Below are 24654 nucleotides of genomic sequence, written 5' to 3'. Positions count from 1 at the left end.
ACTCTATGGAGAGTGTTCGACGCGCGGTTCTGTCGCACAGGGGGTGTCAAGTTAACGGTCGGGTAGCCCGGGGCGAGATCCCCCCGGGCTACCCCACCGGCGGCCGGACAGTCTCCGGAACCACCCGAGCCTTCCTTGAAGACGGCGCCGGCTCCCGGGAAGGGTGCGGTCGGCGAAGCGCCGATCCGCCGGCTGGAGCATGATGCCGATGACGGAGGCCGGAATGGCCTTCCGACGCCGTAGGCGAAGCCGTCGCGGCAAGACTTGAGGACCCTGAAGAGGATCACGACAGCGACGGGACGACCGGTCCGTTAATGCCGAACTGTGCCGTCACTGTTCCCCCGCGGCAGGCCGCCTTGCGGGAAATGTGCGGCGGACTGCCGCGGGTGGGCGTGAGCGTGCGGGATCCAGGAGGGGAAAGGGGTTTCTGGCCAGTCTGGTTCAGGCCTTCGCCTGCCAGAGCTTGAGGTAGGCGCTCCGCCAGTCCACGTCGCCGTCCCAGGGGATCGTGGTGAGGTTGTCCTTGGTAATCAGCTTGAACGGGCTCGGCACGGAAAGCGGGACGTCCTGCTTGTTGAAGATCCGGTTCATCTGGTCCAGGGACTGGTAGGCCGCCCACTCGGTGGGGGCGGCGACGTCGGCGGTCTGCACCTGGCCGGCCTTGATGTAGCCGAGGTTGGCGGCGTTGCCGTCGGAGGACACGAGCTGGATCTTGCCGCCGTTGGTACTGCGCTGGATGACAGGGAGGATGGCGCTGGCCGCGGCGTCGTAGGCCGCCCAGACCATGTCGGTGTTGGGATGTGCGGTGAGCGCCGCCTGGAACTGGGTGGGCAGGCTGGTTGACAGGCCGGCGATCTGATAGCTGATGTCGTCGGTGACTTCGCATCCGGGGCAGTACTTCTTAAGCGCCGCCAGCACGCCCGCGTGGTACTGCACGACGGAGGGGAACTCGGGGTCGTTGACCAACATGATCTTGCCCTTGCCCTTGGTGGCGACGGTCATCTGGGCGCCCATCACCAGGCCGTACTCGTAGCCGTCCGGCTCCACGGTGGTGTCGAACTGCCCCTCCTTGAAGGGGCCTCCATCGAGATCCACGAGTGCGAGTCCCGCAGCCCGGGCGTCGTTGAGGGCGGGCTGGAGCTGATCGCCGCTTCCGGCCACGAAGAAGATGCCGTCAGCCTTGAGTCGTATCGCGGTCCCGACAGCGGCGCGTGCTTTGTCGGGGTCGCCCGCGGGGTCGATCATCTTGGTCTTCCAGCCGACGGTCTTGGCGGCTTCGGCGAAGGCGTCGACTCCGCGCTTGCAGTTCTCGGCCGCGTAGCTGCACGGGACGGTGATGATCAAACGCCCAGGTTGGACCGGCGGGCTGGAGGCGGGTATTCCTGCGGACGTTAGATTGGCCTGGTACTTAGCGACGAACGTCGTGGCTTCTTGGAGCCCGGTCGCCGAGAAATCTCCGGATGGGCCGGCCGACGACGAGGAGCAGGCGGACAGCACCGCGGTGAGCGTGGCGACGGTGAGCAAGGCCAAGGGCGCGCGGGATCTGGGCAAGGGCATGTGGAGTTTCTCCTTGGAACTGGGAGGAACGGCAGGAAGGGCAGGCGGCCAGGTGGAAGCGTGCGGTTGGCAGGGCAGGAACCGCTGGGGTCAGGTCGAGGCGCGGGCGGTCCGGCTGCGGGTGAGTAGGACGGAGGCCGCGACCGCGACGATGAGGGCTGCCCCGTTGAAGAGGTTGGTCACCCAGGTCTGGGCGCCGAGGAGGGTCAGCCCGTTGGAGCCGACCGCCAGCAGGAAGACGCCGACGACCGTGCCCCAGACGTTGAAGTAGCCGGCCTTGATGGTGGTGGCGCCGAGAAAGGCCGCGGCATAGGCGGGGAGCAGGAAGTCCGGTCCGATGCCCGGTGGCACGCTGCCAGACCTCGACGCCTGCAGGAGGCCCGCGAGCGCTGCCAACGCGCCGGCGGCCACGAAGGCGGTGGTCAGGAAGCGGCCGGTGCGGACTCCGCTGAGCCGGGCTGCGTCCCGGCCCATGCCGGTGGCTCGCAGATACCGGCCGAACGGCGTGCGTTCCATCGCGAACCACAGCACGACGGCGAGGGCGAGGAAGTAGGCGAGCACCACCTGCATTCCACCGACGCGAGTGATGGTCAGCTGGGCGAAGGAATGCGAATCGAGGGTCAGCAGCGAGCTGTTGGTGAGGTAGAGATTGCCTCCGGCGAGCAGGGTGCTGACGCCGAGGGTGGCGATGAACGCGTTGACCCTGACCTTGACGACCAGGAACGCGTTGAGGCCTCCGATACAGGCGCCCAGCAGCAGGGTGAGCAGCGCGACGAGCGGCCATGGGAGACCCCCGTTGGAGGCCCAGGTGGCGAAGATCGCGCTGAAGCCGAGCACCCCGCCGAGGGAGAGATCGAACTCGCCCGCGGCAAGCGGGAGGATCGCGGCCAGGGCAAGAATCCCGGGGATCGACTGGTCGGCGAGGACCGCCTTGGCGTTGTCCCAGGTGGGAAAGGTCGTAGGAGCCGCCACGGAGAACGTGGCAGCGATCAGTATCAGGAAGATCAGGGCCCCATAGCCGGACATTGCGCTGCCCGCGACCTTGCGCCACGTGCGCCGGGCTGCGTCCCGGGGCGACGTCGGGGTCTGCGCGGGCTGTTCCGTCGTCGCCTCCATCGCTGACGTGGTCATGCTGGCTCCTTGAGGTGGGCTGGAGCTTGCGCCCTGGTGGACAGGAGCGTGAGCTTTTCCTCGGTGATGTCGTCGCCCTCGACCAGGGCGACCTGCGCGCCGCGGTCCAGGACCAGGACCCGGTCACACAGGGCTGCGAGTTCCTGGAAGTCGCTGGACGCGAGCAGCACGGCGGTGCCGTCGGACGCCAGCGATCTGATGGTGGTGGCTATCTCCTGTTTGGCCAGCGCGTCGACGCCCTGGGTGGGCTCGTCGAGCAGCAGTACCCGGCCTCGGCGGCTCGCCGCCCGAGCAACCACGACCTTCTGCTGGTTGCCTCCGGACAGGGTGGCGATCGGCCGGGTGGGATCAGCGGGCCTTACCGAGTAGTCGGCGATCAACCGGACCGCGTCGGCGTTCTCCGCGTCCCCGAGGAGCAGGCCGGGGCCAGTGACGAAGGTGCGCAACCGCCCGAGAGAGAGGTTCTCTCGCACGGTCATCGGCAGGACGCAGCCGTCGGAGTGCCGGTTCTGCGGTACGCAGGAGACACCCCGGGCAACGGCGTCGGCGGGCGAGCTCGGCGCGTAGGGCAGGCCGTCGACCGTCATCCGGCCGTCGCTGGGCTGCTCGGAGCCGGCGAGGATCCGGACCAGCTCGCTGCGGCCACAGCCGACCAGTCCCGCGATGCCGAGGATCTCCCCGGCGGCAAGGCGGAGCCCGACACCGGTCAACCGTCTGCCGACCAGATCTTCCGCGGCCAGCACGGCGTCTCCCGCACCGCTTCCCCGGCTTGGGGGACGTTCGCCGTTCGCTTCTTGGGCGAATCGTTGGCCGATGATGAGGGAGACGATCCCCGTCGAGCTCAGGCCCCCCAGCTTTTGGTCCGCGACGAGCCGTCCGTCGCGTAGGACGACCAGGTGGTCGGCAATGCGGCGTACCTCGTTGGTGCGGTGGCTGACGTAGATGACAGTGCCGCCGGCGGCCCGCAGCCGCTCGAGGGTCCGCAGGACCCTGTCCACCTCTTCCGCGGGCAGGGAGGCAGTCGGTTCGTCGAGGACGAGTACGTTCCTGCGGAAGCTTTCCTCGGTAGAGCCGTCCTGGTCCTGGAAAGCCCGGGCCGCGCCGACCATGGTGCGGGTAGTCGGGTCCAGGGCTGAGATCAGGGTTCCGGGATCCCGGTCGACGCCGAAGAACGCCAGAACCCGCGCGACGTGCTCGTGCTGCGCCCGGCGGTCGATTGCCCGCAACGGGCCGCGCGTGCGGAACCTGTCCACGAGGGCGAAGTTGTCCGCGATGGACAACGCCTCCACGAGGCCGACGTCCTGGTGCAGGAAGCGCAGACCGCGGACGTGTGCCTGGGCCGGCCGCAGGGGCAGGGCCACCGGCTCGCCCGCGATGTGCAGAGTGCCGCCAGGGTCAGGCTCGTACACGCCAGCAAGGATCTTGATCAGCGTCGACTTGCCCGAGCCGTTCATCCCGAGCAGAGCGGTGATCTCGCCAGGGGGGACATCGAAGGACACGTCGGCGAGCGCCCGTTGCCCCGCGAAGGACTTACTGATGTGCCGGAGGCTCAGCGCCGGCGCTGGTCGGTGGGCTGCGTCCGCGGGAGGGTCGTCAGCTGGCATAGTGATCTACCTCGCTCGATTCGGGTGATCCAGACGGCACCCTGGCTCGGCCTGCCGATGCCGGCGTCGCGGTCGGCTGTCCGCCGGTTGGACTCAGGGCTGGTGGCAGATGGTGGTGGTGCCGGGATAGGCAATGACGGTGTCCCAGTCGATGAACAGTCCGGTGTCCTCGTCGACGGCGATGCCCTCGGGAGATTTCCAGGCGGCTTCGGCGGCCTCGTCGCTTTCGAAGACGTAGACGGAGATGGCGTCGTAGTCGCACCTCTGGCCGTGCCATTGGTAGTCCTCACGCAAGAGCGTCTGTCGATATTCGACAAGGCCGGGGAGCTTGCGGGCCAGTCGGGCGTGAACGGTGTGGTAGTGCTCGGCGAACTCCTCGCGGGTAAGGCCGGGCTTGCGCTTGGTGGCGAAGACAATGGTGTGGGGCACGGTCACGACGGGCTCCGTTGCTGGGTTCATTTCAGGAGGACGGCGGTGACGCGGATCTCGACGCGCATTTTGGGGTCGCCTAGGGCCGGGACCCCGGTGCACGTCCAGACCGGGGCCTGGTCGGGCATGTGATGGCGGAAGCGGTCGGCCATCACCTGGACCGTCTCCTCGTCCAGCGGCAGATGGTAGGAGTTCACGTGGATCACGTCCTCCCAGCCAGCGCCCGCCATGGCAAGGGTCCGCTCGACGTTCTCGAAAGCGCGAACGATCTCGTCCGCGATCGCCTCGGGGAACTCCCAGTCGTCGTTCCAGCCGCCCTGCCCCGAGATCTCCACCCGGTTGCCGACCTTCACCGCCTGCGAGTAATGGAAAAGCTCCAGGTTCCTCTCCCCGTAGCCGGGTGTGACGAAGAACTCAGGCTTGCTCACGATGTTGCTCCTGTTCCTGCGTGTGCGAGGGCCGTCCACGGCTGGGTCCGGTTGCCGTGGCCAGAAGGTAGTTGCCTGCAGCGGCCTGGAGCCGGCGTTCCAGGCACCGCGGAGTCGGCGTTTTCAGCACGGCGGGAGCCACGGGAGGTGTGACGCAAAGTCCGCGCAACGCGTCGTTCATCCGGCTGGAACCTGTTGTGCGGATGCTGCCGGTGTGAGCACCCTGACTGCCGCAAGCGCCGACGAATGGGCGCAGATCTGCAGCGACAGCTTCGCGCCCTGCGGCATCGACCGCGTCGCGTCGGATTTCCGCGGAACCGTCGACGTCACCGTCTACTCGCCCGCGACAGCCTTGGTGCGGCTCGCCTCGCAGTCGATGGATGTGCTGCGCTCACGGCGGCATGTGACCGGAGCCCCGAGGTCCGACTACATGCTGCTGCTGCACCAGCAGGGCGGCCCCGGGCTGCTGGAACAGGACGGGAGGTGGGCCGAGGTCCGTGCCGGTCACGCGGTGCTGTGGGACGCCTCGCGCCCGTACCGGTTCAGGTGGCCCACCGCGATCGGCCAGACGGTGCTGAAGGTGTCCCATGACGAGATGCGGCACTGGTTCGGCGATCCCAGTGAGATGTGCGCCCGGTCGCTGCCATCGACGCTTCCCACGTTGCGCGTGCTGTCGGCGTTCCTGAGGGAGCTCGGCGATGTCGAGGACGAACTCCACGACACGCAACAGCGTGCCGAACTCGCGCACACCGCGGGCGAGTTGCTGGCCACGGCTCTCCGATCGGCAGACGGCACCGCGGCGCCGCGGGCCGCGGGTCGGGAGGCACTGCTGCGTATGATGCGCGACTTCGTCCGGGAGAACCTCGCCGATCCTCGCCTCGGACCGGAAACGATCGCTGAGCGGCACTGCGTATCGGTGCGCTACGTCAGCTCGCTGTTCCGTGACCTCGGCACCTCTCCGGCCGCCTACGTCCGTGAACAGCGGCTGGAGCGGGCGCGGCGGGCGCTCGACGACCCGCGCCGCCGTGAAGTCGGTATCGCGACGGTCGCTGGACTGTGCGGTTTCACCGACGCCACCACCTTCTGCCGGGCCTTCCGCCGGGCGTACGGCCTCACGCCGGCCGAGTACCGCTCCGCCGGAGCCGGACGAAAGGCGCCGCGAGCCCGGGACAGCATGACCATCGCCGCCTCGCGGTCGTCCACGCTGGCCGGACTGACGCAGACCGCCAGCACGGTGTCGACGAGCAGATGACGCTTGATGCCGTTAACTTTCTTGCCACCGTCGTAGCCATGCGGCCCGCCCCGGTCGGTCGCGTGCACACTCTGGCTGTCCAGGACGCCCGCCTCGGGCGAACGACAGCGTCAGCTGGTGCTGCCGTCGGCGCACATACGCTCTCGAACCGGCTCGAACGCCGCGCCGGCGGCGGTTACCTGGACAAAGGCATAGCAGGAGAGCGGCTTACCCGAATAGTCATGCAGGTCAATGGGTGCGATGAGGCCGCCGGCGTCATAGGCGGAGACGCCGCGCAGGGCCTCGATGAAGCCCGCGCGGGTGGGGCATGGCCCAGCCAGGTCGAGCCCACGCACGAACAGGTCGGTGTTGATGTAGGTGAACATCGCGAACTGCTGGTCCGGGTTCCCGGACTCCGGGGCGTAGCGGGTCATCGCATCCTGGTAGCGCTTGACCGCCGGACCGCCTGCTTCGAACGGGCGGAAGTACACCGGCATCGACACGCCGGCGAGCCCCGGGCCAAAGGTTGACAGTAGGCTTTGGTCGTAGCCGGTGAGCACGACGCTGACCGCGAGGTGGGCGCCCAACGTGTGCGTCGCCTGCACGACCTTGGCGAAGTCGTCCGGCATGGAGAGGCCCAGCAGGGCATCGGCGCCGAAGTCCACGATCTTGCTGGCCACCTGGTCGGGGCTGCTGCTGCCGACTACGTAGGGGAACGCCTCGACCGTGTTGATCCCGGCCGCCCTCAGGCCCCGCGTGTACGCCGTCGTGGTGTCGGAGGTCACCGCCGACTGGTCGGCGGTGATGAGGGCGACCCTGCTACCGCGAGCGGCCTGGATGTAGTGGCCGACGACTTCGGGTGAGGCCGAGTAGATGAAGGAGAACATGTTCTCCCGCCCGGCCCAGGACGGTTCGACGGCGACCCCGGCGACCGGCACCCCCTGCCGGGTCAGGCGGTCCATCGAGTTGCCGAGGGCGGCGGTGGCCGTTACCAGGCCGAAGACCTTTTCATGTTCGACGAGATCTTCGGTCGCTGTCGCGACGACCGTCCCGGAGCCCTCGTCGTCTCGCCACTCGTAGGCGATCCGTCGGCCATGCACACCGCCTTCGTCGTTCGCGAGGCCGATCCTGGCGTCTATCCCGGCTCGTGCCGAGGACAGCGCCGAATTGGACGCCCCCGAGCCGGGATAGACGAACCCGAGCGTCACCTGGCCCGGTGTGACCCCGGGCGAGTCGCAGGCGGCGGCCGCTCCATTCCCGGCACTCGACGAGGAGCAGCCGGTCGCCGCGACGACGACGACGAGGATTGCGACCGCCACCTCTAAAGGTGCCCGTGACGTGCGTAAGCGCATGTAAATCCCTCACTAGCACCGTGCTTGACCGGATTCATTTCCCCGCGTCGGCGCCGGCCGGCCCCGGACCCGGACCGACCATGTCCTGGCCGACAAGGCATACAGCTCGAAGGCGAACCGCGCCTGGCTACGCCGGCGGGGCATCGGGTGCACGATCCCGGAGAAGGCCGACCAGCCGCCCAGCGCCGTGCCCGCGGCTCGAAAGGCGGCCGGCCGCCCCCGCTTCGACCACCAGGCCTACAAGCAGCGACACGCGGTCGATAAAACCGGCTCAAACATCACGGCGCCGTGGCCACCCGCTATGACAGGCTAGCCGTCCATTACGAAGCAACAGTCACCATCACCGCGATCGACGAATGGCTCCGCTGACCAACTTTGAAACAGGCTCTACCCGCTGACGTCAGCTGACCGGCGTGAATTCGAGATGCAGCTGCGTCAGGCCGCGGAGGACGTAGGTGGGGAAGTAGTCGTAGTGACGATCACCCGCCGGGCCGTGAAACCGCTCGGAGATCCGGATGTCGTTGGTGCGGTCGAACAGGCGCTCAATACTTACCCTGGTCTCGGCCCGGGCGAGCGGGCCCCCAGGGCATGAATGGATGCCACGACCGAAGGCCAAGTGCTCGCGGGCGTTGGGCCGATCGACCCGGAACTCGGCGGGGCACTCGAAGCGGCGCGGGTCGCGGCTGGCCGCACCGTTGAGAACCATGACTGTGGTCCCCGCGGCGATCTCGACTCCACCGATGGTGGTCGCTCGGCGGGCCAGCCGGAAATCGCCCTTCACCGGGCTCTCGTGGCGGAGGACCTCCTCCACGAAGTTCGGGATGCGTTCGCGCTCGTTCCGCAGGAGGCGCTGCAGTTCGGCATCCTCGCCGAGGCGCTGGAGCGCGGCGCCGAGGAGTCGCACCGTCGTCTCCTGCCCCGCGGCGAAGAGGTTGGTCGCGACGCGCGCCGGGATGTCCACCGGTGGGAGGGTGCCGTCCGGGAAGGTCGTGTTCGCGATGGACGTCAACACGTCCTGGCGCGGCTCACGCCGGCGGTCCTCGATGTAGGCCCTGAACTGGTCTTGCAGCGACTCGAGCGGCGAGTGCTCCATGGACATCGACGTGCTGCCGACCATCGCCGGATAGTCCTCACCACCCCGCTGCTGCGACTTCGTATTCCACGGGTCCCACTCGTCCTCTGGCATCCCGAGCAGGTCGCCGATCACGGCCATCGTGAACGGGGCGGAGTACATGCTGATGAATTCGCATTCGCCCTGATCGGCGAAGCCGTCGAGCTGGCGGTCGGCGAGCCGCCACATGGCGTCCTCGTTCTCCTTCAAGCGCTTCGGCGTGAGGAGCCGCATCAACAGGGACCGGAAGTCGGTGTGCTCGGGCGGGTCGAGGCACGTGATCTGATCCGAGAAGGGAAGCTGGTGCCGGTATTGCTCGATCAGGCCGCTGACGTCGTCGCCCTCGAGCGGCACCGGGAAGCCCGGGAACGGCCCCGAGACCGAGTTGCACGACGAGAACGTATTCGAGTCCTTGTAGACGGCGGCAGCCTCGTCCCATCCCGTCACCATCATCACGCCGTGGTGCGGCTCGCTGGTCACCGGGCAGCGGTCACGCAGGTGGTCGAAGTAGGGATACGGGTCCGAGATGAAGGAGTTGTCGCGAAAGAAGTCGAGTGCGTCGAAGTCGGTCACCAGGCAGCTCCTGTGGGGCGGCGGATGAGAACGCGCCGCTGACTGTAGCACACGGATCCCAAATCCGTTGACTCACTCACCGATTAGCGGACGGCGCTGTCCGGTCCCGGCCGCCGCAGGTTCCGCGCGGCCAGCCTCGCTCCGCCGCGGCGAGCCGGTAGCGCCTGGCGGGACGATCGTCGTGCCGGCGGCCGGCCGCCGACCGCCGCCCCGCTCGAGCTCGACTGGGGCTTGCTGTTCAGCAAGAAGACAAGGGTCATCCCGTCGGCTGCATACTGCTCCCACGACGGCCAAGGAGATACGGACGCCGCCCGACCGCTCGTCTGCGAGCCGGAGATCGTGGATCACCTGATCATTGACCGCTTCCCGCTTGAGGACGCCCAGAGGCGTTCCGAGCGGCGACCGACCGGACGTCGGGTGTCGTCCGCCTGATGACCGACCCGACGTGGGCGGCTCGAGACCTCCCCGGCGCGGCGACACGACCCGCCTCCCACGGTGTCCAACTTTCGGAGAAATGGTTGACGCAGTCCGATGTTGGTCGGAGAGTGGGGCGCCTAGGCTGGCATCGTCGAGGAGCTCCCGAACTGGCCACGCTGCTGCAGCGGCGCGGGACCCGGCATCGGGCGGTTTCTGGATCGGTTCGCCTCGCCTCGCTGAACGGTGCCAGCCGAACGACCACGAGGTGGAGGAGCCCATGAACGTACCCGACCTTGGAGGCATCCCGATCACGTACACGCATGTGTGCTACGTGACGGCAGACCTCGAGCAGTCCATCGCCACCTTCGCCGCCCTGGGCGCCAAGGTCGTCGAACGGGTCGAGTTCTCCATCGGGATCTACGCCATGGCCCAGGTGCCGGACGGCACGACGGGGGTGGACGGCGCCTCGAGCTGGATCATGGTCGAGCTGCTGATGCCGACCGAGGAGGGGAATCTCTACAGCGACCATCTCGCCAAGTACGGGCCGGGACTGCACCATCTCGGGGTCACCGTCAGCGACTTCGACGCCTGCCTCGACGCGCTCATAGCCGCCGGCTGCGTGCCGATGACGGAGCACCGAGCGCCCAACTACGACATGTGCTACTTGGACTGCGGCGCCATCGGATTCCCCATCATCCAGATGGTCGCCAGCTGAGGCCTGAAGTCGACACTGACCGACAGACCGTACTCTACGCGATCGAGGCGCCTGCCCCCGAGGTGGGAGCTTCGCCGGTTGAGTCAGTCAGTTGACTTGAGTCAGTCAGTTGACGCAGTCCGACATTTCCGCGCGATTCGCTCTTCGCACTGACCGACGCTGCCGCGCTTCGCGCGAGCGGGCGGTACCGGGTGCTCACGCCGGGCCCAGTCCATCGAGGAGCTTCAGGCCGTGACTGACTCGTTCCCGATGCTCCCTCCGATGCGCGGCGCCCTCCCGCCGGAACTGGCCTGGGTGTCACCGCGGCGGCTGAAGCGCTGTAGGTGGTCACCCGCCGGTTCGGGCGCTAGACAACTTACTGAGTCAACTCTATTATGCGGTACCACTGCGACGCCGCCACCTCGGGCGCCGTCGCGGCACGACAGCCACCCACTTCGATCCCCGACGTCCGGTGTCGGGGCGGACTTTCCCGGTCGGGCCGGCGCCAGCCGCCTCGGGCCGGGCCGCCGGCTCTGGTCCCCTTCGGGCTGGCGCTGGGACCCCGGGAGGTGTGCCCGGCCGCTGGGCGGCGGCGGGCACGTCTCCCGGGAGAACGCCGGCGCCCTCTGAAGACGTCGGCATCGAGCCAGTCGCGGGCGATTGACGCCTGCTCCTGAACAGCAGAGACCTCCCGCCCGGCCCCAGGTCTCGCCCGGCGAGGCAGCACCCTCAGAGGCCGCCGCAGCAACGGTGACATCAGGTGGAAAGGGGCAACCCGAATGAACTCTCCCAAGGAGCCCGTGTTAGGCAACCTCGGCCGGGTGCTCAAGCGCTACTGGATATTCCTCGTCATCGGGGCCGTCGCCGTCGTTCTCATCGGCGTGGTGCCTGCGCTCACCCACTCGGACGACGAGGAGGCGTCGACGCCGACATCCGCGGCGGCCGGCGGCGCGCCGACGGCCGGCGCCTCGAGTGCGCCGGACTGCGATCCCGAGACGGGCAAGCTCATGATCCCGAGCCGGTTCTTCGCGCCCCCATGCGTCTCGATGTGGACGGCCGACGACAACAACGGCGGCGCGACGGCACGCGGGGTGACTGCCACGGAGATCAAGCTGGTCGTGAGGGTGCCGCAGTCGATACCGCCCGGCACGGGCATCTCCGACACCACCGACCAGATCAAGGCTGATCTCACTGACTGGGTCAAACTCTTCAACCGTCACTTCGAGACGTATGGCCGCACGGTGACGTTGAGCTTCCAGACCGGTACTGGCGAGGACGCGGCCGGTCAACGTGCCGACGCCATCCAGGTGGCGTCGGAGCAGCCCTTCGCCACGATCGCAGGGGGCACGACAGGTCAGACCTATGACAACGAGGCGGCGGCGCGCGACATCGTGACCTTCACGACCTTCGACACTCCGCAATCGCTGTACGAGGCGCGGGCGCCGTATCTCTGGGGCGTGCGGTCGGCCTCGGAGCAGCAGCTGCTCACGATCCTCGCCCGCTACGTCGGCAAGCGGCTCGCGGGTCACGACGCCCAGTGGGCGGGCGATCCGGAGATGCAGTCCAGCACCCGCAAGTTCGGCCTCCTGTATCCCGCCGGCATGGACCAGAACGCGCTCAAACTGTTCAACCAGGAGCTCGGCAAGTACGGCGTGAGCATGGTCGACGAGATCGCGGTCGCTGCCACGGACCAGACGAACGGTGCGGACCCGCAGACCTCCGCGCAACAAGCGCAGGCGGCGATCGACAAGCTGCGTGACGAGGGTGTGAACGTGGTGGTGCCGTTCATCAACTACAGCGCGCTGCTCACCGCGCAGCGAGAAGCCACCGCACAGCACTACTTCCCCGAGTGGGTCGTCACCCCGTACGGCTACAACACCACCACCGCGCTCGCCCGGTACCTCGATCCGGCCCAGACCGCTCACATGTACGGCCTCAGCATCGCCGCTCCCCCGGTCACCGAGGGTGAGTCCGAGCCCGAGCGGCTGTTCCGGTGGGAGTACGGCCGCCTGCCGCAGGCCAAGTCCTTCGGCACCCACGTCGCTCCGGGCGAGCTCTACGACCTCTTCCTGGGGATCCAGATGGCGGGGCCGAACCTCAACCCGAAGACGTTCCAGAGGGCATTGTTCGACCTCCCGGCGTTCGGCGGCGCCACGCAGAGTTTCGTGACGACCGAGACGTGGTCGTACGGGCCTGCCGCGAACGAGTGGCCGTTCGACAACTACACGGGCGTCGCGGACGTCGCGGAGGTGTGGTGGGACCCGGGCGCGACGGGCATCGACGAGAGTGGCCATGCCGGACAGGGGATGTTCCAGTACGCGAACGGGGGCAAACGGCTTGCCCTCGATGACATCCCATCCGGCGAGCCCAACGCCTTCGACCCGCGCGGAGCCGTCGTCAGCTTCGGCACCATCCCGCCGGCCGAGTTAGCGCCCGACTACCCCAACCGACACTGCGAACGCAGGTGCTGACGTGAGGACCCCAACAGACCCTGCGATCACAGGTGCTGGCGCGGACGTCCGGCCCACGCTGGCCAGCGCGATGAACGCCCCACGTGTTCGCGGCGTCCTCCGCGCGCTGGCCTGCGTCGTGGTCTTCCTCGCCGTCCAACGCGTGCTGTGGCCGGCGCCGGCAGGCGTCCTCGTGAAGGGCGTGATCCTCGGGCTGCTGTCGTCGCTGCTGGCGCTCGGCCTTGCGCTCGTGTACCGGGCGAACCGCGTTGTCAACTTCGCCCAGGCCGGCCTGGGGGTCGCTCCCGCGACCGTGATGGTGCTGCTCATCGCCAACTACGGCTGGCCCTATCCGGTCGGTTTCGTGCTGGCCCTGGCATCGGCGGGCGTGGTGGGTGTCGTTGTCTACGTCATGTTGATCAGACAGTTCTTCAAGGCACCCCGACTCATCCTCACGGTGGTGACCATCGGGGTCTCACAGATGCTGTTGGGCCTGTCTGCCCTCGTCGCCGACTGGCTCGACGGCTCCTCGTTCACCCGCGTGGAGCCGCCGTTCTCGTTCCGTCTGACGATCTCCCCGGTCACCTTCAACGCCTTCCACCTGATTGCGGCGATCGCCGCCCCCGTCGCGATCGTCGCCCTTTTCGTCTTCCTCCGCCGCAGCAGAGTCGGCCTGGCGATCCGGGCGACGGCCGAGAACGCCGAGCGAGCGGCCACTCTGGGCGTGCCGGTCGAGCGCATCCAGACTGTCGTCTGGGCAGTCGCCGCGACGCTCTCGGCCCTCGGCGTGTTCCTCGCCAGCGGGGTCGGCGGCGAGGCCCTGGGCACACCTGGTGTCGTGGCGGGACCGGCGACGCTCCTGCGGGCGCTCGCGGCCGCCGTGATCGGGCGCATGGAGCGCCTCGGCGTCATCGTGGCCGCCGCCGTCGGCCTCGGCATGCTCGATCAGGCGATCTTCTGGCACACCGGCAACGGCCAGCTCGTCGAGCCGATCATCTTTCTCGTGATCCTCGGCGCGCTGCTGCTCCGGCGGCGGCGCGGCGGATCGCGTGTCGAGGACAGCGACACCTCGAGCTGGCGCGCCGTCGCCGAGGCGAGGCCGGTTCCCGTCGAGCTCGCGGGCCTGCCCGAGGTCCGCTGGACCCGTCGGGCGGTGGTCGGGGTCCTTGCCGCGGTGGCTCTCGCCGTGCCATGGATGATGGGTCCGGGCCGTACGAACCTCGCTGCGCTCGTCCTCATCTACATGCTCGTCGGGCTGTCACTCGTCGTGCTCACGGGGTGGGCGGGCCAGGTGAGCCTCGGTCATGTCGCCTTCATGGCGATCGGTGCCGGCGTCAGCGGGGCCATCACCGTCCACTGGCATTGGGACCTGCTCGAGTCGTTCCTGATCGCCGCCGTGTGTGGTGCTGGGGCCGCTGTCCTGGTCGGGTTGCCGGCACTCCGCATCAAGGGTCTGTTCTTCGCGGTGACCACGTTCGCGCTGGCCGTGACGACCTCGACCTACCTGTTGAACGCAGATGTGATCCACTGGCTCCCCGGCCCGAACGACCACATCGATCGCCTGCCGCTGTTGGGTCGATTGGCGATCGACTCCGAGCGCCGTTTCTACTACCTCTGCCTGGCCTTCGTCGGCATCGCGCTGTTGATGATTCGGGGGATGCGACGAAGCCGCACCGGGCGTGCGCTGATGGGTATTCGGGACAACCAACGGGCCGCGGAGTCATACGGCATCAACGCTTCGCGCGTCACTCTCACCGCGTTCGCGGCGTCAGGCGCGCTCGCAGCCGTCGCCGGCGCCCTGTTCGTGCACAGCCAGCAGACGTTGGACGCGACGCAGTTCGGCGTCACCGACAGCCTGCGGGTGTTCACCATGGTCGTCATCGGTGGTCTCGGGTCCGTCCCCGGTGCCGTGATCGGCGCGCTGTACCTCAACGGCGTCACCTGGTTCCTGGTCCTGCTGCCTGATCGGGGCCCGATCCAGTGGGGCGTCGAGGTCCTGGCCACCGGAGGTGGCCTCATCGCGGTACTCGGCCTCATGCCCAACGGGCTCGGGTCGCTGCTGTACGGCGTGCGCGACATCGGACTGCGGGCCGTCGGCAGACGGCGGGGACTGCTGGTGCCAAGCTTGATCGCCGACGCCGCCGGAACCAGGACGGCGGACGACGCGGCGAGGACGCGCAAGATCGTGGCGCCCCCCAAGCCGCAGCCTGCGATCCGGGTTGCCGAGCCAGCACCGTTGCTGGCAGTGCGTAACCTCGACGCCGGCTACGACGGCGTGCAGGTGCTCTTCGGTGTGGACTTCGAGGTCCAGGCCGGCGAAATCGTCGCCTTGCTCGGCACCAACGGCGCCGGCAAGTCGACCCTGTTGCGCGTGGTCGCCGGCCTGACCCGCGCCAAACGCGGGTCGATCGAGCTCGACCGAGCGGCCCTCCGGGGAAGAGCCACCAAGATCGCTTCCTGTGGTGTGTCGCTCGTTCCCGGCGGCCGAGGCGTGTTCCCGTCACTGACGGTGGGCGAGAACCTGCGCGTCGCGACATGGCGGCTGGACGGCGACGCCGCCTCGGCCCACCTGGCCATGGAGGACGTCCTCGGCCGGTTCCCCGTGCTCCGGCGGCGGTGGGCGACTGCCGCCGGCAACCTCTCCGGCGGCGAGCAGCAAATGCTGACGCTCGCCCAGAGCTTCCTCCGAAAGCCGCGGCTGATCCTCATCGACGAGCTCTCGCTCGGCCTTGCGCCCGTCGTCGTCTCGGAGCTCATGGATGCGGTGCGGACGTTCCGCGACGAAGGCGCCACCGTCGTGCTCGTCGAGCAGTCCGTCAACGTCGCGCTCACGATCGCGGACGAGGCATATTACATGGAGAAGGGCGAGGTCCGCTTCCACGGCCCCACCGCCGAGCTCCTCCATCGGCCCGACCTCCTTCGCAGCGTCTACATGGAAGGCGCAGCCACTCGCGGCACGACGCGCGGCCACGCTGAGCAGCCCGAGAGCCCGCGTCGAACGAGCAACAACGGACCGACGTCCACGGTGCTGGAGGTGGCGGAGGTGTCGAAGCACTACGGGGGCATCCTCGCCATCAACGGTCTGTCGCTGCGCCTCGAAGCAGGCCAGATCCTCGGAATCATCGGCCCCAACGGCGCCGGCAAGACGACGCTGTTTGACATCATCTCGGGCTATCTCGTTCCGGACTCCGGGGCCATCATCCTCAACGGCGCCGACGTGACCTCCTACGGTCCCGACCGGCGCGCCCGGCTTGGCCTGGGCCGCTCGTTCCAGGACGCACGGCTGTTCCCCAACCTCACGGTGAACGACACCATCGCGTTGGCCCTGGAACGGAGCATCGAGATCAAGGACCCGGTCGCCGCCGCACTGAACCTGCCGAGCGTCGCCGACAGCGAGCGCAAGATCGCGGCCCGAGTCGCCGAGCTCGTGGAGCTCATGGGCCTTGAGGCCTACCGCGACAAGTTCATCCGCGAGCTGTCTACGGGAACCCGCCGGGTCGTCGACATCGCGTGCACCTTTGCCCACCGGCCTTCGGTCCTCCTCCTCGACGAACCCTCCTCCGGCATCGCGCAGCGCGAGACCGAGGCACTCGCGCCACTGCTGCGTCGCGTGCAGGTGGAGACCGGAGCCAGCCTCATCGTGATCGAGCACGACATGCCCTTGCTGAGGGACGTCTCCGACGAGCTCATCGCACTCGAATTCGGTCAAGTCGTGACCCGGGGCAACCCGGACGACGTCCTCACCGACCCCCGCGTCGTCGCCTGCTACCTCGGGACCGACGACGCGACCGTCTATCGCTCCGGCGCACTTGGCGGGTGATCGAAGAGCCGCGAGGCTGCATCGAGCTGATGGAAACCCCTGGCCTCGCGGGCTCTATACGGTCGACTGAGTCCACTATATTATTGAGGGCAGCGCCCCGCACAGCGCGAAAGGGCAAGGCGGCGGCGATCCACCAGAGAAGAGGGCAATGTGCTCACAGGAACGGGTATTTGGTCGACGGCGCTCCGCTATGGTGACCCGGGGTCGGTCCCCGACGCCGCCGCCGAGCTCGAGTCGCTCGGGTACACGGCAGTGTGGGTTCCCGACTTCGGTGGCCCAGTCTTCGACTCGCTGGACGCCCTGCTGCGTGCGACCTCGACCATCACTGTGGCAACGGGTGTCATGAACGTGTGGATGCAGACGGCCGAGGCAGCCAACACGTGGTGGAACGCGCTCTCCTCCGACCATCGGTCCCGTGTGCTCCTCGGCCTGGGTGTCAGCCACGCGCCGCTCATCGGGGAAGCGTGGGGTCGGCCGCTCGCCACGATGGAGGCGTTTCTCGGCGCGCTCGAGGTGCCTCGGGAGCAGCGGTGTCTGGCGGCCCTCTCGCCGAAGATGCAGCAGCTGGCGCGCGAGCGCACCGCGGGCTCGCTGCTCTACCTCGTGACGCCGGAACACACGGCGACGGCCCGGGAGAACCTGGGCGAGGGCCGGTTCCTCGCTGTCGCGCAAAACGTCGTGCTCGACAGCGACCCGAGGTCGGCGCGCGACATCGCCCGCCAGGAGCTGGCGCAGGTCTCGAAGTTGCCGAACTACGCCAACAACTGGAAGCGGGCGGGCTTCACTGACGACGACATCGCGTCACTCAGTGATCCCCTGGTCGATGCCGTGTTCGTCTGCGGAGATGTGGACGCGATCGCCGAGCGTGTGGCACAGCACCGGGCCGCGGGTGCCGACCACGTCTGCCTCCAGGTCGCGCCGGGCGGTGAACTTCATCCCGACGCGTGGAAGGCACTGCGCGGTGTCTGACAGGCTGCTGACCCGGCCGAACCGAGCGGCCAACACCATGGCCGCTCGGTTCGCGGGTCGTCACCCGATCAGGTCGACCACCAGGAGGTGACCCAACTCGGACGCTTCGTTGTACGCCGCCGTGGGACGGACCAAGGCCTCCCAGACGGATCTTGCCTTGGACGAGTCCTGGGTGGCCATGGCCTCGACGAGCTCCAAGAAGGCCTGCCGCCTACGGACGCTATCCAGGTGACTGAACCTGGCTCCCTCCGGCGTCTGGGTAAGGGTCGCAGTGATGCCAACCCGAACCCACTGGAGCATCTCGGCGACGACCGCGAGTGCGGGGTTGCGCGTGCTCGCGAACGCAGCCGTGATGCCGTCCCGCCAGACCTGGACGAACCGTGGCCTGTCATCGACGCACGCTGCCATGTCGGCCTCGATGGCGCGGAGCGTCTTCAGGGAACTGCGGCTTACACGTGACGCAGCCAGCTCTATCATGGCTGGCTCGATCAACTGCACGGCTCTGGCGAAGTCCGCGACCGTCGTCTGCTGAGCCTCGAGCACGTTTCCGGCGAGCTGCGCAGCGCGATCGCTGGCCGGGTGTCGAATCGAAGGCCCAGCACGGTCGCCGGGGCGAAGGTCCAGCAGCCGTTCCATCTCCAAGATCCGCAATGCTTCGCGCAGCGTCGGTCGGGAGACGCCGAACTCCTTTGCCAGTTCCATGATCGGCGGCAGCCGGTCCCCGTCCTGAAGACGGCCATCGGCGATCCGGCATCTGACCTCGGTCGCCACGACCGCCGCTGCTCGTTGCGTCGGCTCCTCACCGACCCGGGTCGCCTGCGCCGTCCACAGCGGCGTGACGTCGATGGGATCGCGACTCTCGCGTCTGCGTAGGACGAGCCTGCTCGTACTGATGAGGTAGTCGCTCCATGCCTCCTTGGCGACGGTGGCATCGCGTCGCAGAGCAGCGTCGAGAAACGAGCTGTGTCCGGCGACCACCGTCCGGGCGACGCGCGCCGCCGAACGGGGATCTGTGGCGCCGACCGCCGCATAGACCTGGCCGGCGTAGATGTCGCGGAGGACGCCGGCGATGACGGCGATGGAACGGTTGCCGCAGACATCCGTCATCGCCTGGTCGAAGGCGACGACAGCCGTCGCGAACGAGAGAGGGTCTCCTTCGGCGCGCCGTTCCTCGTCATGGAGCGCCACGAGACGGTCGAGCTCGTCGTCGCTGGCCCGGATCGCGACTTCCAGCGCAGCGCGCGGCTCGATGACGGACCGAGCCTCCTCGAGGTCCGCCACTGTGGCCTTCCGGACCTGCAGGAGCAGGGCGACGTACCGGCCTACCGATGCCAGTCCTGGCCGGCGAACCACCGCGCCGCCACTGCGGCCGCGGCGGATCTCGATGAGCGACTCGGACTCGAGGATCCGCAGTGCCTCTCGAAGCGTCTCGCGGGAGACCTCCAGCGCCGCTGTGAGGTCAGATTCCGTGGGGAGCCGTTGGTCGGCGACCAGCTCGCCGCTCAGGATCTGTCGCCGAAGATCGGCGGCCAGGAGATGCGAGGTCTTCCAGGTTCGGCGAGGCGTATTCCACGACGGGCGGGGCAGAGCGTCCAGTCGTCCGGCCGTGGGTGCGAAGCCCGATTGGGCCGGCGTGGCCTTCATCAAGTCGATCGCCACTGATGCGTCGATCGCCACTGATGCTGAGCGTACTGGCGCACGCGCACCGTCCTTCGTTCTTCGCGGGTTCCGATCAGGGTGAGAACACCCAAGTCTATGCGCTCACAGGCGAGGTACTGGTGAAGCCGGCGACCTAGTCGGCGAGATGGTCGAGCCTCGGCACGTCGCGGGCCAGGTAGCCGGCCGGTCGAGGTCGCCTGTGAGGTAGCCGACATGGAGGCAGGTGGCGGTCGGACTTACCAGCTGGAGGACCCGCGGCGAGCCCGGCACCTGATCGTCTCCATCAGGCGAACTTGGGCCGCACTTCGCGTTCAAACAACCGGAGCGACTCCCATGCCAGCTCTGGGGGAATACCACCGCACATCGGGTGGAGCGTCACCAACGGGTCCGAACGGGTATGCAGTTCTTCGACGTACTGGGCGGGCGTGAGTATCCGGTATCGCCCGTTCGCCCGGAGTACGGCGACGTCGGTCTCCGGTGTGAAGGTCTCCTCGGCACCGTAGAACCAACACGACACGTACGAGTTCCAATCGTGGAGCAGGTACGGCCCCAGCCGTTCCCACGCCGCCTCTGGGTCGTCGGAGAGCGTGACGTGGCTGCCGTCGCCCGTGTCCGTCGGGCCGGGGTCTGGCTTTCCAAGCTTGGAGAGTTCGTCACGATAGAAGTCCCAGGGCCCCGGGTTGCTGGGCACGAACCCGTCGGCGATGCGCGCTGCCCGGCGGGCCGCTCCCTCGCTGTCCCCACCCATGACGACGGGAGGGCCACCAGGCTGGCATGGCGTGGGCGTGACCCGGACGGTTCGGCCACGGAACTCGAACGGCTCGCCGGTGAACGCCTGCTTCAGGGTGGTCACGACCTCCGTGACGCGCTTGGGACGCTCCCGCATCTCGACACCGAACATGTCGAACTCGTGCCGAGCCCAGCCGCCCACGACGATGATGTCCAGGCGTCCCCGCGCCAACTGGTCGACGACGGCGATGTCCTCGGCCAGCCGCAGAGGGTCATGGAAGGGCCCGATGAAGGCGGCGATGCTGAGCCGGACCTGCTTCGTCCGCGCCGCCATGGCGGCGGCGACTGGCAGCGGGCTCGGCAGGAGCCCGTCAGGCGATCCGTGGTGCTCGGGCAGGAGGATCGAAGTGGCGCCGAGGTCGTCGGCCCACACGGCCATCTCGATCGCGGCCGCGAAACGGTCGGCGAGCGGCACACCGGCGAACTCCGGACTGCGAAAATCGAAGCGAAGCGAGAACCTCAACGGAGATTGCCTCCTCACGGCAGCGATCGAGTGCTTCGAGCGTCGTGCCGTCGCGATTCCGTGGCGTCCTGGGACGCGGACCCATGTGAAACCCCACGTACCGAGGCCACACGGCTCTCAGACTATACAGTTGACTCGGTCGACTGTCTAACCCGGGCGCCTCGCGAGATGGCGAGGTCGTCCGGCGGCGCGGCATCCGTAGCCCAACAATGAGTTGACGCAGTCGCATGTTATCTGGGACGATGCCGTACATCGACAGCCGGATCGGCGCGGCTGTCGGGTCCACGCTTCGGGCATGGTCCGAGTGAAGGAGAAATCGATGAGTGCCAACCAGGCGGACGAGCCGGTCATCCTCGTGTCCAACGACACGCATGTCGGGCCGAGGCTCGTCGAGGATCTCCGTCAGTACTGTCCAGCGAAGCACCTTGATTGACGACTACGACGCGTTCGCGACGACGAACGGCGCACACACGGTGCCGGACTTCCTGCCACCCCACCCGAACCGTAGGACGCCCGGCCACTATGACCACAAGGCTCGGATCGCCGACTATGACTACGACGGCGTCGCCGCTGGTGTGCTTTACCACGGCAGTCAGAATCTCGAGCCGGTCCCGTTCACGCCGTCGAACTCCGGTGACGCGGACCACAGGGGCGAGCTGGTCGCGGTTGGTCAGGAGATCTACAACCGATGGCTGGCAGATTTCGTCTCTCAGGCACCGCATCGTCACGTTGGCTTGGCCCACTTACCGATGTGGGACATCGAGGCTGCGACGGCGGAGCTGGTTCGCGCACACGACTCCGGGCTCCGCGGTGTCAACTTCCCAACGTTGCGCGAGGGCATCCTTGAGTACACCGATTCGGATTGGGACCCCTTCTGGTCGGCGTGCGAGGAGCGCGGGATCCCGCTTGTGACCCACGTGCCCATCGGCGCCGGGTCGACCGCCAAGGTTCGTCGCCCGGGGTGGTACCTGTCGATGGTGCACTCCATGGAGACCGGCGGCTGGATGTCGAGGCGGGCCATCTGGTGGATGATCTTCGGAGGCGTGTTCGAACGGCATCCCGGCCTCAAGCTCGTGATCACCGAGTCCCCCGGCAACTGGTGGCCCTGGCTCGTCGCGGAGCTCGACGGCATCTACGAGATGACGATGGGGGCGGCCCGTAAGATGATGCCCGAGTTGGTCGAGAGCCTGCCCCTGCGTCCCAGCGAGTACATGGACCGCAACGTGTTCTTCGGGGCCACCTTCACCTCCCCGGTCGAGGCCAAGGCGGCCGTCGACGGCGGTTTCTCCACACAACTCATGTGGGGCACCGACTACCCCCACATGGAAGGCACGTTCGTCTATCCCGACGGCACCGACATGCCCTCGGTGACCAAGCTGTCGCTTCGCAACGGCTTCTCCGGTATCCCCGAGGAGTCCACGCGGCGGATGGTGGGCGAGAACGCCATAGAGCTGTACAACCTCGACAGGGCGGCCCTCCAGGCCGTCGCCCGCGAAATCAACGCCCCGACCGCGGCGGAGCTCGCGAGGCAGGTCGATGCCGTCCCCGAGGGAGCGGCCAGCTTCGCGTTCCGCACCGGGTCGAGTTGGGCCTAGCCCTGCTGTTCAGCCAATTCCAGCCGATGTGACGGATCCGGCCGGTCCGGTGACGGGAAAGTGCCCCTGGCCTGGGACGATACGGGCGTCTGACGTCCGATCATCCGCAAGATCGAGGGGCACTTCCCAGGTGAAGTATGGGGACTGGCCGAGGGGCTTTCCGCGAAGGTCGGTGGGGCCAGTGGAAGGGTATCGTCTTTGGCGGAACCACGGCACTTGCCGACGCCCGAACGGGGAGTCCGGTACGGGACGATCACGTAGCTCATCGACCCGTCACGCCGATTCGAACGGCGTCATGGGCCATGCCGCTGGAGGATTCATGCAATTACCCAAGGAACTTGGCGACATTCCCGTCACCTTCACGCACTTCTGTTACCTGACCCGGGACCTGGAGCATTCGACGGCGTCGCTGAGAGCGCTCGGTGTGAGGGACCTTGAGCGGGTGGATTTCGGGATGGGTGTCTACGTCATCGCTGAACTGCCGAACGGTGCTGGAATGGCTGGCGAGGCGTCGCCAGGCGCACTGAGGATCGAGCTGCTGTCGCCGACGTCCGAGGGAAACATCTACAGCGACCACCTGGCCCGTTACGGACCAGGCCTGCACCACATCGGCATTCTCGTCCCCGACTTCGACCAGTACCTCGAGGCGTTCACCAAGGCCGGGTGCGAGATCGTTTTCGACATGCAGCGAGAGGCGCTTGTGGCAGCAGCCGACTCTGTCGACGGCGCGTCGAAGGACGCTTTCCTCGAGAACCACCCGACTTACAAGATGTGCTACTTGGACTGCAGCGCCGTCGGATTCCCCACCATCGAGATGGTGAGCCTCTGACCTAGTTTCGCCAGTCGAGCTGCTGGAGATCGTCGATGTGTTCTCAGCTTGATCGACATCGAGTCGAGGGTCATTCTGTCGGTTTTCGGGTGCGCCAGTTCGCCGCTGCCGTCCCGGTTGGTGACCTCACCGGCGCCTCGGAATCGGCCGGAGTTTGGGCTGGCGCGTCCTCATGGGGCGGGCCCGGCCGGGCCGTCCCCGAACCGTCAGGGCTGTTGGTTCAGGGCGGTCATCTGCTGCGGGGTGATGACGTCGCCGCAGATGGCCGTGTTGCTGGCCGGCTGGAACCTGGACCCGTCTGGGCTGATCTTGATGGCGTAGTAGCAGGTGGAGGTCTGGCGGTAGTTCGTGGACAGGTCGATGTTGGCGTCGGCGGTCAGGCCTGCGCCGTCGTAGTTCCTGACGGCGCGCAGTCCGGAGATGAAGGACTCCCTGGTCGGGCATTTCCCGGCGGCCTGCAGGCCGCGGATGAACAGGTCAGCCGAGGTCCAGCCGTTCACCGCCTGGTCCTGGGTCGGTGGCTGGATCTCGGGGACGTAGTCGCTCATCGCCTGCTTGAACTTCTTCTGCGTGTCGGTGTCGAGTTCGAAAGGCTGAACGTCGGTGAGGATGGACGCGCCGGCGAGCGAACTGCCGTATCTCGCCAGGCTGTTGTCGTCATAGCCCAGCGGCATCAGCGCGGCCTTGAGGCCGCCGCCGACGGTGAAGCCTATCTTGGCGAGCTCGGGGAGCAGCTGTGCGGCCGCGTCGGGGAGCAGCACGCCGGCGAGGGCGTCGATGTCGTTGGCCTTGATCTGCTGGGCGACGGTCTCGTAGCTCGTGATCTGGCTGACGTTGAACACCTTGACGATCTTGACGCCGGTTGCCTTCAGGCTCGCGACGACCTGCTGTGCGTAGTTATCGCTCGTGGAGCTCGCGCCGATCGTGAAGACGGCGGCGCGGGTGCCGCCCTGCTCGCGGACGTACTTGCCCAAGGTGGTGCTGGAGCCGTTCCCGAGGTAGAACCACGAGAACATGTTGTTCATGCCGAGCCACGCCCTGTCGCTGGCGATACCCGCCACCGGGATGTTGCGTTCCTGCAGGAGCGCGGCCGAGTCACTGCCGCCGCCGGGCGCGTAGATGAGTCCGAAGATCTTCTCCTGGTCGAGGAGCTCGTGGACCATGCGCACGTTGAGGGCGGGATCGGCCTGGTCGTCGCGCCAGGCGTAGGTGACCTTGCGCCCGTTGACGCCGCCGTCCTCCTCGTCGAGAACGTGGAGGCGGGCGTCCACGCCCGCCCGGAAGGCGCGCATGGTTTCGGCTCCCGGCCCTGTGTCGTTCCAGACGACGCCGGCCTTGACGTCGGTGGGCGTGATGCCGGGCACCGTCGACGAACACGCCGCCCCGCCCGCCCCGCCCGCGCCTTCGCCACCACAGGCGACCAGGGACGCGGCCAGGCCGCTGACGCTGACCGCGAGTGTAGCTGCTCTCATTAATCGGTTGTTCGCGGGAAGTGACATGCCGCGGCTCCTTTGTCATCATCGCGGCGGTGCTCACCCAGGTGGGTGAGCACC

Annotated in this window: 16 protein-coding genes and 2 pseudogenes; 7 read left to right on the top strand and 11 right to left on the bottom strand. The window is 67.8% G+C overall.

Annotated features, from left to right (window positions below):
* Positions 1 to 441: 441 nt before the first annotated feature.
* The 5 genes from QOZ89_RS06605 to QOZ89_RS06585 form a co-directional block, all read right to left on the bottom strand.
* Positions 442 to 1557, bottom strand: a complete 1116-nt coding sequence (locus tag QOZ89_RS06605; RefSeq protein WP_083418810.1) for a sugar ABC transporter substrate-binding protein — start codon at positions 1555 to 1557, stop codon at positions 442 to 444.
* Positions 1558 to 1647: 90 nt separating this feature from the next.
* Complete coding sequence (locus QOZ89_RS06600; RefSeq protein WP_071049559.1) at positions 1648 to 2688, bottom strand: ABC transporter permease; 1041 nt, start codon at positions 2686 to 2688, stop codon at positions 1648 to 1650.
* On the bottom strand, positions 2685 to 4292 hold the full coding sequence (locus QOZ89_RS06595) for a sugar ABC transporter ATP-binding protein (protein WP_071049557.1): 1608 nt from the start codon (positions 4290 to 4292) through the stop codon (positions 2685 to 2687). Before QOZ89_RS06595 ends, QOZ89_RS06600 begins: the two co-directional genes overlap by 4 nt.
* Before the next feature lie 93 nt (positions 4293 to 4385).
* The gene (locus QOZ89_RS06590; protein ID WP_071049556.1) at positions 4386 to 4727 is read right to left on the bottom strand and encodes an EthD domain-containing protein; all 342 of its coding nucleotides are present in this window, start codon (positions 4725 to 4727) and stop codon (positions 4386 to 4388) included.
* Between the two features lie 20 nt (positions 4728 to 4747).
* Positions 4748 to 5149 carry a Rid family hydrolase gene (locus QOZ89_RS06585; RefSeq protein WP_071049554.1) on the bottom strand — a complete coding sequence of 134 codons (402 nt, stop codon included), beginning with the start codon at positions 5147 to 5149 and terminating at the stop codon, positions 4748 to 4750.
* A gap of 1 nt (position 5150) precedes the next feature.
* Between QOZ89_RS06585 and QOZ89_RS06580 the strand changes: the two are divergent.
* Positions 5151 to 6272, top strand: a pseudogene (locus QOZ89_RS06580) (helix-turn-helix domain-containing protein); the annotation flags it as partial.
* A gap of 26 nt (positions 6273 to 6298) precedes the next feature.
* Here QOZ89_RS06580 and QOZ89_RS06575 read toward each other — a convergent pair.
* The 3 genes and pseudogenes from QOZ89_RS06575 to QOZ89_RS06565 form a co-directional block, all read right to left on the bottom strand.
* Positions 6299 to 6502: pseudogene (locus QOZ89_RS06575) on the bottom strand (transposase); the annotation flags it as partial.
* 9 nt (positions 6503 to 6511) lie between these two features.
* The gene (locus tag QOZ89_RS06570; protein ID WP_312623301.1) at positions 6512 to 7732 is read right to left on the bottom strand and encodes an ABC transporter substrate-binding protein; all 1221 of its coding nucleotides are present in this window, start codon (positions 7730 to 7732) and stop codon (positions 6512 to 6514) included.
* Between the two features lie 400 nt (positions 7733 to 8132).
* Complete coding sequence (locus QOZ89_RS06565; RefSeq protein ID WP_071053634.1) at positions 8133 to 9416, bottom strand: cytochrome P450; 1284 nt, start codon at positions 9414 to 9416, stop codon at positions 8133 to 8135.
* Positions 9417 to 10110: 694 nt separating this feature from the next.
* Between QOZ89_RS06565 and QOZ89_RS06560 the strand changes: the two genes are divergently transcribed.
* The 4 genes from QOZ89_RS06560 (at position 10111) to QOZ89_RS06545 (ending at position 17766) form a co-directional block, all read left to right on the top strand.
* Positions 10111 to 10548: a VOC family protein gene (locus QOZ89_RS06560; protein ID WP_312623298.1), complete on the top strand. Its 438-nt coding sequence runs from the start codon at positions 10111 to 10113 to the stop codon at positions 10546 to 10548.
* 758 nt (positions 10549 to 11306) lie between these two features.
* Entirely contained in the window at positions 11307 to 12998 is a 1692-nt protein-coding gene (locus QOZ89_RS06555) for a type 1 periplasmic-binding domain-containing protein (RefSeq protein ID WP_312623297.1), read from the top strand.
* Between the two features lies 1 nt (position 12999).
* Positions 13000 to 16797 carry an ABC transporter permease subunit gene (locus tag QOZ89_RS06550; RefSeq protein ID WP_312623296.1) on the top strand — a complete coding sequence of 1266 codons (3798 nt, stop codon included), beginning with the start codon at positions 13000 to 13002 and terminating at the stop codon, positions 16795 to 16797.
* A 150-nt stretch (positions 16798 to 16947) separates the two neighbouring features.
* The gene (locus tag QOZ89_RS06545) at positions 16948 to 17766 is read left to right on the top strand and encodes a TIGR03620 family F420-dependent LLM class oxidoreductase (protein WP_312623294.1); all 819 of its coding nucleotides are present in this window, start codon (positions 16948 to 16950) and stop codon (positions 17764 to 17766) included.
* A gap of 60 nt (positions 17767 to 17826) precedes the next feature.
* Here the strand turns inward: QOZ89_RS06545 and QOZ89_RS06540 are convergent, their stop codons facing one another.
* Positions 17827 to 19425, bottom strand: a complete 1599-nt coding sequence (locus QOZ89_RS06540; protein ID WP_312623292.1) for a FadR/GntR family transcriptional regulator — start codon at positions 19423 to 19425, stop codon at positions 17827 to 17829.
* Positions 19426 to 19708: 283 nt separating this feature from the next.
* Positions 19709 to 20677 carry an LLM class flavin-dependent oxidoreductase gene (locus QOZ89_RS06535; RefSeq protein ID WP_071053639.1) on the bottom strand — a complete coding sequence of 323 codons (969 nt, stop codon included), beginning with the start codon at positions 20675 to 20677 and terminating at the stop codon, positions 19709 to 19711.
* Between the two features lie 425 nt (positions 20678 to 21102).
* Between QOZ89_RS06535 and QOZ89_RS06530 the strand changes: the two genes are divergently transcribed.
* Positions 21103 to 22272: an amidohydrolase family protein gene (locus tag QOZ89_RS06530; RefSeq protein ID WP_312623290.1), complete on the top strand. Its 1170-nt coding sequence runs from the start codon at positions 21103 to 21105 to the stop codon at positions 22270 to 22272.
* 319 nt (positions 22273 to 22591) lie between these two features.
* Positions 22592 to 23101 (top strand): VOC family protein, encoded by a 510-nt coding sequence (locus tag QOZ89_RS06525; RefSeq protein WP_071053640.1) that lies wholly within the window; start codon positions 22592 to 22594, stop codon positions 23099 to 23101.
* Positions 23102 to 23307: 206 nt separating this feature from the next.
* On the opposite strand, the gene QOZ89_RS06520 is transcribed toward QOZ89_RS06525, so the two are convergent.
* The gene (locus tag QOZ89_RS06520) at positions 23308 to 24600 is read right to left on the bottom strand and encodes an ABC transporter substrate-binding protein (protein ID WP_071053641.1); all 1293 of its coding nucleotides are present in this window, start codon (positions 24598 to 24600) and stop codon (positions 23308 to 23310) included.
* Positions 24601 to 24654: the final 54 nt, after the last annotated feature.

Origin of the sequence: Pseudofrankia coriaricola (genome assembly GCF_032027725.1) — a bacterium.
GTDB lineage: Bacteria > Actinomycetota > Actinomycetes > Frankiales > Frankiaceae > Pseudofrankia.
The sequence above is the reverse complement of the archived record's forward strand: the minus strand, read 5'-3'. Positions and strand labels throughout refer to the sequence as shown.

What these genes read in the sequence shown, in the direction of transcription:
- QOZ89_RS06605 (WP_083418810.1), bottom strand. Translation starts at nt 1,557, where the DNA reads ATGCCCTTGCCCAGATCCCGCGCGCCCTTGGCCTTGCTCACCGTCGCC.
- QOZ89_RS06600 (WP_071049559.1), bottom strand. Translation starts at nt 2,688, where the DNA reads ATGACCACGTCAGCGATGGAGGCGACGACGGAACAGCCCGCGCAGACC.
- QOZ89_RS06595 (WP_071049557.1), bottom strand. Translation starts at nt 4,292, where the DNA reads ATGCCAGCTGACGACCCTCCCGCGGACGCAGCCCACCGACCAGCGCCG.
- QOZ89_RS06570 (WP_312623301.1), bottom strand. Translation starts at nt 7,732, where the DNA reads ATGCGCTTACGCACGTCACGGGCACCTTTAGAGGTGGCGGTCGCAATC.
- QOZ89_RS06560 (WP_312623298.1), top strand. Translation starts at nt 10,111, where the DNA reads ATGAACGTACCCGACCTTGGAGGCATCCCGATCACGTACACGCATGTG.
- QOZ89_RS06555 (WP_312623297.1), top strand. Translation starts at nt 11,307, where the DNA reads ATGAACTCTCCCAAGGAGCCCGTGTTAGGCAACCTCGGCCGGGTGCTC.
- QOZ89_RS06525 (WP_071053640.1), top strand. Translation starts at nt 22,592, where the DNA reads ATGCAATTACCCAAGGAACTTGGCGACATTCCCGTCACCTTCACGCAC.
- QOZ89_RS06520 (WP_071053641.1), bottom strand. Translation starts at nt 24,600, where the DNA reads ATGTCACTTCCCGCGAACAACCGATTAATGAGAGCAGCTACACTCGCG.